Source organism: Evtepia gabavorous, assembly GCF_003425665.1.
In the GTDB taxonomy this organism is placed as follows: domain Bacteria; phylum Bacillota; class Clostridia; order Oscillospirales; family Oscillospiraceae; genus Evtepia; species Evtepia gabavorous.
The window spans coordinates 1-15,400 of sequence record NZ_QQRQ01000003.1; the positions used below are offsets into that span (position 1 = coordinate 1).

Here is a 15,400-nt window from a genome sequence, read left to right on the forward strand (position 1 = left end):
TGTGTTCTGGGCGCTGGAGAAAGAAACGGACCGCAGCGCTGGTGACGCTACGGTCCGATAAGATACCGCCAGGGGAAGTCTACCGCCTCCTCTGCGTAGTCAATGCCGACGCGGGGCCCCGCCACAATGGAGAAGGGGCGCAGATCCTCAGGCGGCGTGGTGAGTCCGAGATCCTCCAGCCGGTCGCAGACAAAGAGACTGTCTCCCAGCAGGGAGCAGCCATTCTCCGCCCGGGTGAGCGCCAGAGCCTGGCAAAGTTTGCCCGGCCCGTTGAGAAAATTCTTTCTCTGATAGGCAGACAGCTGCTCCCAGCCGACGCCATATCGGTTCCGGGCCAGAAAGGAAAGACTTCCCCGGGGCTGACCGCCCCGGATCAGGACGGCACAGGGCTCTCCCTCTGGCTCGGTCACAAAATTCAGGCAGTGATACATACCATAAATGAGATAGATATAGGCGGTGCCCGGTGGGGCGAATAAGGTCTCCGTCCGGGGGGTTCGCCGGTAGTTGTAGGCGTGACAGGCTTTGTCCATCCGTCCAATGTAGGCCTCGGTTTCCTGGATTCGCACCACCAGGGGAAGGCCGTCCTGGAACCGGACCAAATACTTTCCCAGCAGTGCCTGGGCAACCAGGCGGGTGTCTCGGTGATAAAAGGCTTGTGTCAGTTTCATGGTGGCTTGTCCTCCATCCAAACAATTTTGTCGGGAGGGGATTCCTCCCCGCACACGCAGGCCCGCCAGCCGCTGCCGGCATAGGTCTGAAAAAACAGACCTGTCTTCGGAGGGGAGGCGCCCCAGTGGCGGCGGAGGCCCTGCCCTGTGTATTTGCACCAGGCTTCCTTTTTGGTCCATAGACCGTAGAAAGCGGACCAATCTCCCCCCTGATGCTGGAAGGCGTCGTATTCCTCTGGGGTCAGAGCATACCGGGGAAGCGTGGCAGCCCGGGGACGGACCCACTCCACATCAACTCCCACAGGGGAGTCAGACAGCGCGCACAGCACCAGGGAACCGCTGTGGCTCCAGTTGATGTGGAGGTGGGGATACTGCGGGAAATAGGGCTTTCCCAACGGGGTCCTGGCCAGAGCCGGCGGGGGAGAGAGCTGATATCCGTGGGAAAGGGCGTAGGCCAATAAGACCTGGGGAGAAACACCCTGAGCGCCGTAGAGTTTCATGGAAAGGACCCTCCCTTGGGGGACAAATTTTTCCAGGGAAAACCCGAGAAAAGCAGTCGGAAAGACTTGCCAATTTCAGGGGAATTGGATTATAATAACTGACTGATATCAGTATTCTGGAGAGAAACGAGGTATTTTTTACCGCGTCCAGCCTATATTATAGCGGAAGGGAAAAGGTGTGTAAACCCAATGGCGATTGATCGAATCCATGATTATATCGTGCCCGGCAAACGGGCACATTTGGTGGGGATTGGCGGCGTGTCCATGTCCCCCTTGGCGGAGGTTCTTCAGGGCGAGGGCCTGGTGATTACGGGCTCTGATGTGAAGGAGAGCCTGGCGGTGGAGCATCTGCGGTCTCTGGGCATCCCCGTGGTCATCGGCCACTTGCCGGAAAGTGTGGAGGGAAAGGACCTGGTCATTCGCACCGCCGCAGTCCACGACAGCAATCCAGAGATTGCCGCTGCCCATGCATTGGGGATTCCCGTCTTCGAGCGGGCCCAGGCCTGGGGCTCGATTATGCGGCGGTATGAGAATGCCCTGTGCATTTCCGGCACCCACGGCAAAACCACCACCACTTCCATGTGCACCCACATTGCCATGGCGGCCCGGGTGGACCCCACGGTGATGATTGGCGGGACCCTTCCCATTTTAGGGACTGGCCACCGGGTGGGAAAGGGAAAGACCATTATTTTGGAGTCCTGCGAGTATTGTAACTCCTTCCTGTCCTTCTATCCCACCCTGGCAGTGATTCTCAATATTGAGGCAGACCACTTGGACTTTTTCAAGGATTTGGAGGATGTGGAGCACGCTTTCCGGGCCTTTGCCGATTTGGTCCCGCCGGGGGGAACGGTGCTGGCCAACGGGGAGGATGCCAATACCATGAAAGCTCTGGAGGGCAAGGAGGGGGTGCTCACCTTCGGCTTAGAGAAGGGAACCTTCCATGCGGAGAATCTAACCTGGGACCATGGCTTTCCTTCCTTTGATGTGGTTTGGAATGGGAAACCGGCTGTGCATGTCGCGCTCCAGGTGCCGGGGGAGCACAATGTGAAAAACGCCATCGCGGCGGCGGCGGCGGCGCTCCTTTTAGGGATGCCCAGCCAGGCCGTTGCCCAGGGGCTCCGGGATTTCCGGGGGGCCGGCCGCCGGTTTGAGTATAAGGGAATGGTCAAGGGTGCTGCGGTCTATGACGACTATGCCCACCATCCAGGAGAGCTTAAGGCTCTGCTGGAGACGGCGGCCAGCTTGGGCTATCAGCGGGTGATCTGTGCCTTCCAACCCCATACCTATACCCGCACCAAGGCGCTGTTTTCCGAGTTTGCGGCGGTTTTGCAGCAGGCGGACGTGACTTTCCTGGCGGAAATTTTTGCCGCCCGGGAGAAAAATGAGGTGGGTATTTCCTCCCAGGACCTGGCGGCCGCTGTCCCAGGCGCCCGGGCGGCGAAGAACTTTGACCAGCTGACCCAGTGGCTGTACGACTTGGCCCGGCCGGGGGATCTGATCCTCACGGTGGGGGCAGGCGATATCTACACGGTGGGGGAGGAATTGGTCCGCCGGGGGCAAATGGAATCCACCTAAGATGCAATCGTTGCGGAGGGAGCCTTCCCTCCGCGATGTTGTTTCCCATTTTGGGATGTCATGGGACGCAAGAGGTTTGGAGACGATACAAAATGGAAAGAATGATGATACATGAGATCCCGGGCTTCTCCTTTGGGCAGGTCCAGGACCTTGCTGCCGGAACGGGCTGTACGGTGATTCTATGTCCCGAGGGCGGGGTCACCGGCGTGGATGTCCGGGGCGGTTCTCCGGGAACCCGGGACACCGATGCTCTGAACCCGGTCTGTAACCGGGAGGTGGTCCATGCTGTGGTCCTCACTGGCGGCAGCGCCTTTGGGCTGGATGCTGCCGGAGGTGTGATGAAGAAGCTGGAAGAGGTGGGCGTTGGCCGGGATGTCATGGTGACGGTGGTTCCCAATGTCTGTGCCGCGGTTCTCTTTGATCTGAAATTTGGGTCTATGGAGATTCGCCCGGATGGAGCCATGGGCTATGTGGCCTGTGAGGCGGCTTTGCGGGAGCTTCCCTTTCAGGAGGGGAACTTTGGAGCGGGGACCGGGTGCACCATTGGGAAAATCCGCGGCGCGCAGTTTTCCATGAAGGGGGGCATCGGGGCCTGCGCCTTTCGGCAGGGAGACCTGATGGTGGGGGCCGTGGTGGCCTGCAACGCCATGGGGGACGTGTTGGAGAACGGCACCATCCTGGCCGGTGCCCGGGACGACAGCGGCAGGGGATTTGCCGACAGTGAGGCGTGGCTGGTGGCCCACGGACAGCGCCAGCGGGATGTGTTCAGCGGCAAGCTGGTGGGAGAAAACACGGTCATTGGCTGTGTGGTCACCAACGCGGCGATGAATAAGGCCCAGGCCACCAAGCTGGCGGCTGTGGCCCAAAATGGAATTGCCCGCGGCGTCCGTCCCGCCAACGCCACCTTTGACGGGGACTGCCTGTTTGCCATGTGCCATGGCACGGTCCAGGCGGACCCGGACGCAGTGGGGATTCTGGCAGCCCGAGCGGTGGAAGAGGCCATTGTCCGTGGCGTAAAGGCGGCGGAGAGCCTCCATGGCCGGATTGCCCTTCGGGATCTGTGAAGAGAACAGGAATCCTGAATTGGAAAGGAAGGAACTATGCAGAAAGTATCTGAACTGAAGTATGAACGCCTGTCCATGGAGGAATTTGCCCAGGAGATAAAGGAAGTGATCCACCAGGTAAAGACTGCGGATTCGGCCCGAGCGGTTCTGGCTGCCCGTGACCGCTGCAATCAGCTGATGATCCGGTGGGAGACCGCCCAGGCGCTGTCCTATATGCGGTATAGCATCAACACGGCAGATGCGTTCTACCTGGCAGAGAAGGAATACTATGATGAGGTCGGCCCCCAGGCCCAGAACTACCTTTTGGAATATACCCGGGCCATGCTGGAGACGCCGTTCCGACAGGAGCTGGAGGAGAGTGGACAGATCATTCCCCTGGTGTTCCGCTCGTTTGAGGTGGAGCTGAAGGCCATGTCCCCGGAGATTGTCCAGGATATGATTGAGGAGAACCGGCTGGTCAGTCAGTATTCTCAGTTGATGGCAGGCATGGAGTTCCCCTTCCGGGGAGAGAACTTACCCCGTCCCATGCTGATGAAGTATGCCAAGTCCCCCGACCGGGCAACCCGGAAGGAGGCCTATGAGGTTTTGGGAAAGACCCTGAAGGCTCACAGTGACCAGCTGGACGGTATCTTTGACCAGCTGGTGCATGTCCGGGACCGGATGGCCAAGAAAATGGGCTATCAAAACTTTGTGGAGCTGGGCTACTACCGCATGGGACGCCTGTGCTATGGCCCGGAAGAGGTGAAGCAGTTCCGGGAAAATGTTCGCCGGGATGTGGTTCCCGTGGTTGCTCGGCTGCGGAAGGAGATTGGCAAAAAGCTGGGGGTGGACACCCTCATGCTCTATGACTATGATCTGATTTTCCCCCAGGGGGACCCAGCACCCAAGGGGGGGAAGGAAGCGATTTTTGCCGCAGCCAAAAGAATGTACCATGATATGAGCCGGGAGACGGGAGAGTTCATTGATTTTATGCTGGCCACAGAGGCCTTTGATGTGGACGCCCGGAAAAACAAGTGGGGTGGCGGCTACTGCACCAGCTTTATGGCCTATCACCAGCCCTTCATCTTGGCCAACTTTAATGGGACCGCCGGGGATGTGGATGTGGTGACCCACGAGGCCGGCCATGCCTTTGCAGACTACACCACGGCCAATAACCGGTACGTTGTAGAGCTGGGCGTAGGCGGTATGGAGACGGCGGAGACCCACTCGATGAGCATGGAATTCTTTGCCTGGCCTTATATGGCGCAGTTTTTTGGAGAGGATGCGGGCCGGTATGAATTTATGCACCTGCTGGACGCCCTTTCCTTCCTGCCTTACGGCACTATCGTGGACGATTTTCAGCGGCAGGTCTATGAAAATCCTGATTGGACCCCCGCCGAGCGCAAGGCGGCTTGGCGGCAGCTGGAGGCAGAGTTCCGTCCCCACATTACCTTTGACGGAATTCCCTACCTGGAGGAGGGGACCCGTTGGCAGTATCAGATGCACATTTACGAGACGCCGTTTTACTATATTGATTACTGCCTGGCGCAGACGGCGGCCTTGCAGTTCCTGCTGGCCTCTCGTAAGGATTATGATGACGCATTTCACCGCTATGTGCGCTTCCTTTCCCAAGGCGGGGAGAAGGTCTTTACAGAGCTTCTCCAGGAGGCTGGACTGCGCTCTCCCTTTCAGGAGGGGGCGCTTCAGACCGTGGCCCAGGAGAGCGAGGCACTGCTGAACGAATTGGAGCGTGCGCTCTCCCAAGAAACGAAGTGAGTGGGGCGCGCCTCGGTGATAAATGAGAAAGACGGACCGCCGGCGGATAGCCGGCGGTCCGTCTTTCTCGTTGTGAGAGGACAGGATATTGCACACAAAGGACAGTTCCGAGAAATATCCTCTGGAACAAAGCTTGCTGTTTTCTCAAAGGGGCTGCTTGGGTTGTGGCGTTGCTTTCTTCTCCGCCACAATACAGAGCCAGCCTTTTGGATTTTCACTCATTTTCAGATTGGAGAACCCTGCCTGCCGGAGTAAGCGGCGGAGGTCTTCTGAGGAATAGACGCGCATGCCTTCAATGAGACTTGCCCATTTGGCCCCCTTGGCATCCGCTCCGCTGGCTTCATTGCAGAGCAGAAAAAGGCCGTTGGGCTTTAAGACGCGGAACACTTGAGCAAAAGCTTGCGCCAAGTCGGGCCAGAAATAAATGGTCTCAAAAGCGGTTGCCACATGGAACGCGTCGTCAGGGAAGGGGAGGTCCATGACGTTTCCCAGGACGATTTCACACCGGCCCGCTTCTATGGCGGCAGCGTTGCATTTTCTGGATTTTGCCACGCTGACCTCAGAGTAATCAAGCCCAGTCACGTGCCCTTGGGGGCTTCGAGCCAATAGCTTTTTGACGTTGGCGCCCCCTCCGCAGCCAAGGTCCAAACAGGAGGCGTTCTCCTGTATGGCGATATGCTGCAAGCCAAACGCGGACAGAGAGGCATGACCGTGGTTCATCATGGTTACCATCAGCTTTCCGCCCAATCCCTCCGGCTTTCGCGTATTTTGGAAAAAGGCCATAAACACCTCCAGGTATATAGAATGTTGAGGTTTGCTTCTGCTAACTATTTAAAGTATACACTGTTTTCCTGGGATTGTAAAGGGAGATTCTTGCCTCCTTTCTGGACAGGGTATCTCCTTTGTGGTAGTATGGTTGCAAAGAAAAGTAAATATTGATTTGGAGGGAAAATGAAAGAGGAATACTTGATTCAGGCTTGTACGGGAAAAAGAGTAGACGTGTTTAAGGGGCAGACCATTACGGTGATTGATGTTTCTGGGGGGCAAGTGGCTGATTTCTTTGCGGAGTCCCTGGACAACGCGGAGGAGTTCTTATCCACTGGGGTTACAATGGACTGCAATGAGTCCCTTCGTTTGAAGGTAGGAGATTTTATTTACTCTAATTTATATCGGCCAATGTTCCAGATTGTGGAGGACGAGGTGGGAATGCATGATTTGCTCCACCCATGCTGTCGGCCTGAGATGTATGATTTTTTCTATCAAAATGGAAAGGGACACCCCAACTGCCACGATACGATAAACAGGGTCCTGGGGGAAAGCAGAGCGATGATCTGTCCGGTAAACTTATTTATGAATTCGCAAATTGACGAAGAGGGAACGATAAAAGTAAAGCCCCCTTTGTCAAAGGCGGGAGATAAAATTGTTTTCAGAGCTGAAATCGATGTGCGGGTAGGGATTGCGGCATGCAGCGTGGCGGAAAGCCCATGCAACAGCGGTGTATGCACATCCATCCAGGTTATTGTGGACAGAGAATAATGTGTAAGGCCATAGAGAAAGCGGGGATGGAAGGGCCGTATGGCGGGCTCCTTCTGGGCTTCCCCTTGACTTTCCTGGGCTCTCGTGCTAAAGTTAAACATATTACACCACGAGTTTAAAGCTGTAAAGGTTAAATGATCTTGAAAGACCTTTTGTCCCAACAAAAAGAAAGGACCGTCCCACTATGCCTGTGACTGATTTTTTGGAACGCAATGTCAAACTCTACGGGGATGAAACCGCGCTGGTGGAGCTCAACCCGGAGATGAAAGAGACCCGCCGGATGACCTGGAAGGAATACGATCTGATCCAGCCCACCACCGATGAACCCTACCGACGGGAGATCACCTGGAATGTGTTCAATGAGAAGGCCAACCGCTTTGCCAATATGCTTCTCTCCCGAGGGGTGAAGAAGGGGGACAAAGTGGCGATCCTGATGTACAACTGTCTGGAGTGGCTCCCCATTTATTTTGGGGTGTTGAAGACCGGGGCACTGGCCGTCCCGTTTAACTTCCGGTATTCTGCGGAGGAGATTCAGTACTGCGCGGACCTGGCGGAGGTTCAGGTGCTGGTCTTTGGCCCAGAGTTCATCGGACGGATTGAGACTGTGGCGGACAAGCTCAGCAAGGGCCGGCTGCTGATCTACGTGGGTGACAACTGCCCCACGTTTGCCGAGAGCTATCGAGAGCTGGCAGCGGACTGCTCTTCTGCGCCGCCCCAGGTTCTCATCACGGATGATGACGATGGCGCAATCTATTTTTCCTCCGGGACCACGGGATTTCCCAAAGCAATTCTACATAAGCACCGGAGCTTAACCCAAGCAGCTGAAATGGAGCAGAAGCACCATCGGATTGAGCATGATGATGTGTTCTTGTGTATTCCGCCGCTCTACCACACCGGCGCCAAGTTCCATTGGATGGGCAGCCTGATTGCAGGCAGCAAGGCGGTGCTGCTGAAAGGGACGGCCCCGGAGATTATTTTGAAAGCGGCCTCAGATGAGCAATGCACAGTGGTATGGCTTCTGGTTCCGTGGGCGCAGGACATTTTGGACGCGTTGGACCGGGGAGAGATTCAGCTGTCGGACTACAAGTTGGACCAGTGGCGTCTGATGCACATTGGCGCCCAGCCAGTCCCGCCCTCCCTGATCCGGCGGTGGCGGGAGTATTTCCCCCACCATCAGTATGATACCAACTATGGCCTGTCCGAGTCCACCGGCCCGGGCTGTGTCCACCTGGGAATAGACAATATTCAGAAGGTGGGCGCCATCGGGGTGCCTGGCTACCGCTGGGAGGTCAAGGTGGTGGATGAGCACGGGACGGAAGTCCCCCAGGGTGAGGTGGGGGAACTCTGTGTGAAAGGCCCGGGCGTTATGACCTGTTACTACAATAATCCGGAGGCCACTGCCGAGGTGCTGAAGGATGGGTGGCTCTATACTGGAGACATGGCCATGCAGGATGCCGACGGATTTTATTTCCTGGTAGACCGGAAGAAGGACGTGGTGGTCAGCGGTGGGGAGAACATCTACCCGGTACAGATTGAGGATTTCCTCCGGGCCAACGATAAGATCAAGGATGTGGCGGTCATTGGTCTGCCGGATAAACGGTTGGGAGAGATCTGCGGCGCTGTGATTGAGGTGAAAGAGGGGATGCATTGTACGGAGGAGGAAATTCAGGCGTTCTGCATGGATTTGCCCCGGTATAAGCGGCCCCGAAAGATCATTTTTGCGGAAATTCCCCGCAATGCCACAGGAAAAATTGAAAAGCCAGCCTTGCGGAAGCGGTATGGGGCCGATCACTTAGTGGCTCAACAGAATCGAAGCTAATATCCCTGGGAACCGGAACAAAGGAGGGAGCAAGTATGCCGAGGGCAAAAAAGAAAGAGCGCAGCTTAGCTATGTATGAGCACATTGCAGCGCTGAACTCTGTGGAGGAGTGCTGCCGATTTTTCGATGATCTATGTGCCGTGACGGAACTACGGGCGATGGAGCAACGGTTTGACGTGGCAAAAATGCTCCATGCCGGTAAGGTCTATACCACCATCCTCCAAGAAACAGGTGCCAGCTCTGCCACAGTGAGCCGGGTGAACCGGATGCTGAACTATGGCACTGGAGCCTTGGAAGAGGTCATGGAACGGGTAGATCAGCAAAAGGGTGTCGCCAAAGAAGAGACAGAAACACGGAGGACAGAATGAAGGAACTGATGTTGGGCAACAAAGCCGTTGCCCGTGGGCTCTATGAGGCCGGATGCTGTGTGATCTCCAGCTACCCGGGAACCCCCAGTACGGAGATCACTGAGGAAGCGGCCAAATATCCGGAAATTTACTGCGAGTGGGCCCCCAATGAAAAGGTGGCTCTGGAGGTAGCCCATGGAGCTGCGGTAGGTGGAAAACGAGCGGCCTGCTGCATGAAGCACGTGGGCTTGAACGTAGCTGCGGACCCGTTGTTTACTATTTCCTATCAAGGGGTGGAGGCTGGTCTGGTTATCTGCGTGGCGGATGACCCTGGTATGTTTTCCTCTCAGAATGAGCAGGACTCCCGGCACTATGCCATAGCGGCCAAGGTGCCTATGTTGGAGCCCTCTGACTCCCAGGAGGCGTTAACCTTTGCAAAAGAAGCTTTCCGCCTGTCTGAGGAATATCACACCCCGGTTTTGCTGCGGATGTGCACCAGAATCTCCCACTCACAAAGCATTGTGGAACGGGGCGTTCGCCAGGAAGTCCCTGCCAGAGAATACGTGAAAGATCCTCTGCGGGTGATGATGACCACCAATTCCCTCAAAGCCCATTATCGGGTGGAGGCGCGCACCAAGGCCATGACGGAGCTGGCGGAAACCAGCCCGCTAAACCGTCTGGAAATGGGGGAGGATACCTCTTTGGGCATCATTACTTCTTCTACCAGCTATCAGTATGTTCGGGAGGTCTTTGGTGAGAAGGCCTGTGTACTGAAGCTGGGGCTGTCCTGGCCCATGCCGGTACAGAAGATCCGGGACTTTGCCGCGCAGGTGGGCCAGGTGCTGGTGGTGGAGGAACTGGAACCTATCATTGAAAACCACTGTCGTCAAATTGGTGTGGCGGTCACTGGGAAGGAGAAAATTCCCCTGGTGGATGAGCTTACCCAAGGCGTGGTGGCCAGAAGCCTGGGGCGGGAGGCGAAACCGACCCTGACCTTGGACGATCCCATTCCCGGTCGCCCGCCGGTTATGTGCGCGGGATGTCCTCACCGGGGGGTTTTTTACACGCTGTCGAAAAATAAATGTATGGTCTATGGGGATATCGGCTGCTATACCCTGGGCGTCATGCCGCCGCTGAACGCGATGGACCTGAATGTCTGTATGGGGGCCTCCTGTTCCGGACTTCATGGGTTTAATCTGGCCGGTGGAGAAAAGCATGAGAAGCACAGCGTGGCGGTGATCGGAGACTCCACCTTTGCCCATTCGGGGATCACGGGCATTGCGGATATCGCCTATAACCGAAGCAACTCTACGGTCATCATTCTGGATAATTCCATCACGGGGATGACCGGACACCAGCAGAACCCCACCACGGGAAAGACCCTGCGGGGAGAACCGGCGGGAAAGATTGACCTGGAGGCCCTGTGCCGTGCCGTTGGATTTGCGCGGGTGCGGGTGGTGGACCCCAACCAGCTCAAGGAGATGGACCGGGTTTTGAAGGAAGAACTGGCTGCGGAGGAGCCCTCTGTGATCATCACCCGCAGTCCCTGCGTCATGCTGAAGGACGTACCTAAGGCGCCGCCCTTGAAGGTAGACGCGGACAAGTGCAATGGGTGCAGTCTGTGTATGCGGATTGGCTGTCCCGCCCTCAGTCTCCGGGATGGAAAGGCGGAGATTGACCGGACCCAGTGCATTGGATGCCAGGTGTGTATGCAGATGTGCCACCGGAACGCATTGATTGTATAAGGAGGAAACAAGACGTGGAAACTGTCAATATTATGATCGTCGGTGTGGGGGGACAGGGTTCCCTGCTGGCATCCAAAATGCTGGGGCACCTGTTGGTAAATGCCGGTTACGATGTCAAGGTCTCCGAGGTGCATGGGATGAGCCAGCGGGGTGGCAGCGTGGTGACCTATGTTCGCTTTGGGGACAAGGTCTACTCGCCCATCATTGACAAGGGAGAGGCCGATTTTATTGTCTCCTTTGAACTGTTGGAGGCGGCCCGCTGGATTGCCTACCTGAAGCCTACCGGCCGGGTGGTGACCAATACCCAGCAGATGGAGCCGATGCCCGTGATCGCTGGGCTGGCGCAATATCCGGAAAACCTGGTGGAGAAGATGCGGGCCAAGGGGATTCAGGTGGATGCTATGGACTGTCTGGCGCTGGCGGAGGAAGCTGGGTCTGCCAAGGCGGTGAACATGGTTCTGATGGGCCGGTTGTCCCATTACTTTCCAGACATTGCGCCTGAGGCCTGGCAGGCCTCTCTGGAGGCCAATGTCCCGGCTAAGGTGCTGGAGCTGAACCGCAAAGCGTTTGCGTTGGGCCAGAAGGGCTGAGAACGGGAAAAGGATAAAAGCAAGAGAGGCGAAGGAGCCTCTCTTGCTTTTTACATTTCTTTTTCGTATTTGACCCGATAATAAATGCTGCATCCCAACACCAAAAGGTAGCAAAAGACAAACAGAAGAATCGCCGCCAGATCCACCTGCATGAGGGCAAAGGAGAGCATCAGGGCGCCATAGACAAACAGCATAATATCAAAGGCTTTTCCCTTGGCGGAATTGGAAATGGCAATGTTTCGCTCGTCTTTCTGTTCAATTTCCAACTGCTTCTGCAGGTCGGGGGAGCCTTTCAATGCCTTCCGGCTCAGCATCCCTCCCATGCCGTGGCCAAAGGCGCCGCAGCCCACGCCAATGCAGACGAAGGGGAGAACCGCCATTACCCCTTGAGAGTCTGCATACCGTCGAAGCAGAACAAAGCCGATGGCAGCCAAGAGAATTCCTACCACAGTTTTCACCACATCATAATTGCGCTCTTTCATGTTGCATCCTCCTCGTAGATAAAAATATCCTCAATGGTGGTGTTAAAATAGCGTGCGAGTTTGAAAGCCAAAATAATGGAAGGGTTGTATCTTCCGTGTTCCAACGACCCGATGGTTTGCCGGGAAACCTCCAGGGCAGCGGCCAGCTCTTCTTGGCTGACGCCATGGCTTTTTCGCAGTGCTTCCAATCGATTTTTCAAGAGAGACCTCCTTTTTTGAATGTAAAGTAAACTTTCCAATTTTGACGAAAAAATTTTGAGAAAGAGAAAAAAGCCCTTTCTGTTGGAAAGCTTACTTTCCATAAAGAGAATACCATGGCGTCAAAGAAATGTCAAGTATACTTTCCGTTCGGAGAAAAATTTTTGAAAAATCCCCCGCCGGTCGATTGACAGGCGGGGGAAGAGAGGGGTCACTCACTCAGTGCATTCTTCTGAGAAACAGGTGCCTTTTTTTCGTAGCAGGAGAAGGCTTCATCCACCATGGCTTGATCAGGCTTTTTGGTGAACAAGCTCACCACAGGGACAATCACAAGGCCTGCCAGCATGGCGAAGGCGCCGCAGTTGATCGAGGATTGCAGCAGGGTGGGAAAAGCAAACCATCCGGTGGAGGTGGAGATCAGATTTAGAGTCATAATCCCCGAACCAAAGAGGAAAGAGGCCCAGCAAGCCGCTTTGGTGGTTTTTTTCCAGTACAGACCATAGAGGAAGGGGGCCAGGAAAGAGCCAGCCAGCGCCCCCCAGGAGACTCCCATCAACTGGGCGATGAAGCTGAAGGAATTTTTGTACTGAACAATGGCCAGGACCATGGAAATCAGGACAAAAACCACGATGAAACAGCGCATGATGAACACGGCCTGAAAGTCGTTCATCTTTTTGACAATGTTGCCTTTGAGCAGGTCGATGGTCAAGGTGGAGGAAGAGGCAATTACCAGAGAGGACAAGGTGGACATAGAGGCAGAGAGAACCAGAATCACCACCACCGCAATCAGCAGATCGGGCAGGCCCGAGAGCATGGCGGGGATGATGGCGTCATATCCCTCGGAGGCCACGTCAACCTGATCAGCGAACAGACGGCCGAATCCGCCCAGGAAATAGCAGCCCCCCGCCACCACCACGGCGAACAGAGTGGAGATGATGGTGCCCTTGTGAATGGAGTCCTCTGACTTGATGGCGTAAAATTTCTGAACCATTTGAGGCAGTCCCCAGGTCCCCAAGCTGGTCAGGATTACCACCCCCAAGAGGTTCACAGGGTCGGGGCCAAAAAAGGAGGCAAAAATACCGGGTACCTCTCCGTTTACGGTTTCTGGATCGGAAACCGCGGCCAGCCCGTGGAGCGCTTCAAGAAAACCGCCCTGGGTATTGAGCACGGCGGCAATGACGACGCAGATGCCCACCAGCATGACACAGCCTTGGATAAAGTCATTGATGGCAGTGGCCATATAGCCGCCGGCGATCACATAGATACCTGTAAGGACCCCCATCAGAATGATGCAGACGGTGTAATCCATGTGGAACGCCATGCCGAAAAGCCGGGAGAGACCGTTGAACAGGGAGGCCGTGTAGGGAATCAGAAAGACAAAGACGATGACGGAGGCGCCGATCTTCAAAGACTTGCTCTGAAATCGCTGACCAAAGAACTGGGGCATGGTGGCGGAATTATAGTGTTGGGTTAGGATGCGGGTTCGCCGGCCCAGAACAGCCCAGGCCAGCAGAGAGCCCAGGATGGCGTTGCCAATCCCAGCCCAGGTGGCGGCGATGCCGTACTTCCAGCCAAACTGCCCGGCATAGCCCACAAAGACCACAGCGGAAAAGTAGGATGTGCCATAGGCAAAGGCAGTGAGCCAAGGGCCCACGGAGCGCCCGCCCAGCACAAAACCGTTGATGCCTGAGGTGTGCTTTCGGCAGTAGAGGCCGATGCCTACCATCACGCCAAAGTAAAGGATTAAAAGCGCAAGCTTCACAGGGAATCCCTCCGATCATGGATATCTTTAATGCTTTTTGACTTTAACACCAAAAAGCTAAAAAGTCAAGAAGAAATGAAAAAAGAGACGAAAAAACACCGCCTCCTCCTGGCAGCATACCAGGGAGGAGGCGGCGCGGAGTGTATGAGAGGTTGTACTTATTTGGTAGCCCAGTTACCTGTGGCTACGGCGGTGAGATAGGCGTTAATAAATCCGTCCAGGTCTCCGTCCATGACTCCGTTGACGTTGCTGGTTTCAAACCCGGTTCGGGTGTCCTTAACCAAGGTATACGGCATGAAGACGTAGGAGCGGATCTGGCTGCCCCATTCAATCTTCAGCTGGACCCCTTTCAGGTCGGAAATTTTTTCCGCCTTTTCCTGCATCTGCAGTTCCACCAGCTTGGCGCGGAGCATCTTCATACAGTTGTCTTTATTCTGGAACTGGCTGCGTTCCGTCTGGCAGGAGACCACCACGCCGGTGGGGATATGGATGAGGCGGACAGCAGAGGAGGTCTTATTGACATGCTGGCCGCCGGCGCCGCTGGCGCGGTAGACCTGCATTTCAATGTCCTCCGGACGAATCTCCACCTCCACATCCTCCGGCAGATCGGGCATCACCTCCACGGAGGCGAAAGAAGTCTGCCGGCGGGCATTGGCGTCAAAGGGGGACACGCGGACCAGGCGATGCACGCCGTGTTCGCCCCGGAGATAGCCGTAGGCGTTTTCCCCTTCAATCATAATGGTGGCGGATTTCAGTCCAGCTTCGTCTCCCTCCTGATAGTCCATGACCTTATAGGAGAAGCCATGACGTTCGGCCCAGCGGGTGTACATGCGGTAAAGCATTTGGGCCCAGTCCTGGGCTTCCGTTCCGCCGGCACCGGCATGGAAGGCCAAAATAGCGTTGGAGGCGTCGTACTCCCCGGTGAGCAGGGTCTGCAGTTTGGCGGATTCCACGCTCTGGATCAGGGCGTTGTACTCCTCTTCCAGTTCAGGCAGGAGAGATTCATCTTCCTCTTCATTGCCCATTTCACACAAAACCATCATGTCCTCCCAGGAGGCACGGCGCTTTTCCTGGGATTCCAGCTTGTTTTTCAGCTGTTTCAGTTTCTGGAGAACCCGCTGGGAGTTCTCGGGGTTATCCCAAAATCCGTCAGAGGCGCTTTGTGCCTCTAAAAAATCCACCTCACGGGCGGCGCTTTCCAAGTTCAGTGCCTTTTCCAGCTCGTCCAGCTGGGGGAGGAGGTTGTTTAGTTTGACCTTATATTCGTCAAATTGCAGCATCGTTACAATCACTCACATTCTGAAATATTGAACTTATTTATTATATCCGATCTCCCATAAAATTGCAATAAGAAGAGGC

The 15,400-nt window shown here is 55.6% G+C and carries 15 protein-coding genes; 8 read left to right on the top strand and 7 right to left on the bottom strand.

The features are described from left to right. Positions 1-47 precede the first annotated feature (47 nt). Both DV520_RS02615 and DV520_RS02620 read right to left on the bottom strand, forming a co-directional pair. Complete coding sequence (locus tag DV520_RS02615; protein ID WP_117141691.1) at positions 48-668, bottom strand: DNA-3-methyladenine glycosylase; 621 nt, start codon at positions 666-668, stop codon at positions 48-50. After that, positions 665-1,168 (bottom strand): 4'-phosphopantetheinyl transferase family protein, encoded by a 504-nt coding sequence (locus DV520_RS02620; RefSeq protein ID WP_021920197.1) that lies wholly within the window; start codon positions 1,166-1,168, stop codon positions 665-667. Before DV520_RS02620 ends, DV520_RS02615 begins: the two co-directional genes overlap by 4 nt. A gap of 189 nt (positions 1,169-1,357) precedes the next feature. Between DV520_RS02620 and murC the strand changes: the two genes are divergently transcribed. The 3 genes from murC (at position 1,358) to DV520_RS02635 (ending at position 5,562) form a co-directional block, all read left to right on the top strand. Then, positions 1,358-2,743 carry a UDP-N-acetylmuramate--L-alanine ligase gene (gene murC, locus DV520_RS02625; protein ID WP_117141692.1) on the top strand — a complete coding sequence of 462 codons (1,386 nt, stop codon included), beginning with the start codon at positions 1,358-1,360 and terminating at the stop codon, positions 2,741-2,743. Between the two features lie 92 nt (positions 2,744-2,835). After that, a complete protein-coding gene (locus DV520_RS02630) occupies positions 2,836-3,807 on the top strand; it encodes a P1 family peptidase (protein ID WP_117141693.1) in 972 nt (323 codons plus the stop codon). Positions 3,808-3,843: 36 nt separating this feature from the next. Next, positions 3,844-5,562: a M3 family oligoendopeptidase gene (locus DV520_RS02635; RefSeq protein WP_117141694.1), complete on the top strand. Its 1,719-nt coding sequence runs from the start codon at positions 3,844-3,846 to the stop codon at positions 5,560-5,562. 144 nt (positions 5,563-5,706) lie between these two features. Here the strand turns inward: DV520_RS02635 and DV520_RS02640 are convergent, their stop codons facing one another. Next, positions 5,707-6,363, bottom strand: coding sequence for a class I SAM-dependent methyltransferase (locus DV520_RS02640; protein ID WP_276876220.1), 657 nt, complete (start codon positions 6,361-6,363; stop codon positions 5,707-5,709). 150 nt (positions 6,364-6,513) lie between these two features. Here DV520_RS02640 and DV520_RS02645 point away from each other — a divergent pair, with 150 nt between their 5' ends. The 5 genes from DV520_RS02645 (at position 6,514) to DV520_RS02665 (ending at position 11,599) form a co-directional block, all read left to right on the top strand. After that, positions 6,514-7,098 (top strand): urea carboxylase-associated family protein, encoded by a 585-nt coding sequence (locus DV520_RS02645; RefSeq protein ID WP_021920192.1) that lies wholly within the window; start codon positions 6,514-6,516, stop codon positions 7,096-7,098. 184 nt (positions 7,099-7,282) lie between these two features. Continuing rightward, positions 7,283-8,917 (top strand): class I adenylate-forming enzyme family protein, encoded by a 1,635-nt coding sequence (locus DV520_RS02650; RefSeq protein ID WP_021920191.1) that lies wholly within the window; start codon positions 7,283-7,285, stop codon positions 8,915-8,917. Positions 8,918-8,952: 35 nt separating this feature from the next. Continuing rightward, positions 8,953-9,285, top strand: a complete 333-nt coding sequence (locus DV520_RS02655) for a YerC/YecD family TrpR-related protein (RefSeq protein WP_021920190.1) — start codon at positions 8,953-8,955, stop codon at positions 9,283-9,285. After that, positions 9,282-11,009 carry an indolepyruvate ferredoxin oxidoreductase subunit alpha gene (iorA, locus tag DV520_RS02660; protein ID WP_117141695.1) on the top strand — a complete coding sequence of 576 codons (1,728 nt, stop codon included), beginning with the start codon at positions 9,282-9,284 and terminating at the stop codon, positions 11,007-11,009. The genes DV520_RS02655 and iorA overlap by 4 nt, the downstream gene beginning before the upstream one ends. Before the next feature lie 14 nt (positions 11,010-11,023). Then, positions 11,024-11,599, top strand: a complete 576-nt coding sequence (locus DV520_RS02665; RefSeq protein ID WP_021920188.1) for an indolepyruvate oxidoreductase subunit beta — start codon at positions 11,024-11,026, stop codon at positions 11,597-11,599. A gap of 50 nt (positions 11,600-11,649) precedes the next feature. On the opposite strand, the gene DV520_RS02670 is transcribed toward DV520_RS02665, so the two are convergent. From DV520_RS02670 to prfB, 4 genes are all read right to left on the bottom strand, one after another. Beyond that, positions 11,650-12,081: a hypothetical protein gene (locus tag DV520_RS02670; RefSeq protein ID WP_117141696.1), complete on the bottom strand. Its 432-nt coding sequence runs from the start codon at positions 12,079-12,081 to the stop codon at positions 11,650-11,652. After that, on the bottom strand, positions 12,078-12,281 hold the full coding sequence (locus DV520_RS02675; protein WP_021920186.1) for a helix-turn-helix transcriptional regulator: 204 nt from the start codon (positions 12,279-12,281) through the stop codon (positions 12,078-12,080). Before DV520_RS02675 ends, DV520_RS02670 begins: the two co-directional genes overlap by 4 nt. Positions 12,282-12,490: 209 nt before the next feature. Next, a complete protein-coding gene (locus DV520_RS02680) occupies positions 12,491-14,005 on the bottom strand; it encodes a sodium:solute symporter family protein (RefSeq protein WP_117141797.1) in 1,515 nt (504 codons plus the stop codon). A 194-nt stretch (positions 14,006-14,199) separates the two neighbouring features. After that, positions 14,200-15,321, bottom strand: a complete 1,122-nt coding sequence (gene prfB, locus DV520_RS02685) for a peptide chain release factor 2 (RefSeq protein WP_117141697.1) — start codon at positions 15,319-15,321, stop codon at positions 14,200-14,202. Positions 15,322-15,400: the final 79 nt, after the last annotated feature.

Coding starts and splice junctions, on each gene's coding strand:
- DV520_RS02635 (WP_117141694.1), top strand. CDS start 3,844: ATGCAGAAAGTATCTGAACTGAAGTATGAACGCCTGTCCATGGAGGAA.
- DV520_RS02680 (WP_117141797.1), bottom strand. CDS start 14,005: ATGGTAGGCATCGGCCTCTACTGCCGAAAGCACACCTCAGGCATCAAC.
- DV520_RS02655 (WP_021920190.1), top strand. CDS start 8,953: ATGCCGAGGGCAAAAAAGAAAGAGCGCAGCTTAGCTATGTATGAGCAC.
- DV520_RS02670 (WP_117141696.1), bottom strand. CDS start 12,081: ATGAAAGAGCGCAATTATGATGTGGTGAAAACTGTGGTAGGAATTCTC.
- iorA (WP_117141695.1), top strand. CDS start 9,282: ATGAAGGAACTGATGTTGGGCAACAAAGCCGTTGCCCGTGGGCTCTAT.
- prfB (WP_117141697.1), bottom strand. CDS start 15,321: ATGCTGCAATTTGACGAATATAAGGTCAAACTAAACAACCTCCTCCCC.
- DV520_RS02615 (WP_117141691.1), bottom strand. CDS start 668: ATGAAACTGACACAAGCCTTTTATCACCGAGACACCCGCCTGGTTGCC.
- murC (WP_117141692.1), top strand. CDS start 1,358: ATGGCGATTGATCGAATCCATGATTATATCGTGCCCGGCAAACGGGCA.
- DV520_RS02630 (WP_117141693.1), top strand. CDS start 2,836: ATGGAAAGAATGATGATACATGAGATCCCGGGCTTCTCCTTTGGGCAG.
- DV520_RS02645 (WP_021920192.1), top strand. CDS start 6,514: ATGAAAGAGGAATACTTGATTCAGGCTTGTACGGGAAAAAGAGTAGAC.
- DV520_RS02620 (WP_021920197.1), bottom strand. CDS start 1,168: ATGAAACTCTACGGCGCTCAGGGTGTTTCTCCCCAGGTCTTATTGGCC.
- DV520_RS02650 (WP_021920191.1), top strand. CDS start 7,283: ATGCCTGTGACTGATTTTTTGGAACGCAATGTCAAACTCTACGGGGAT.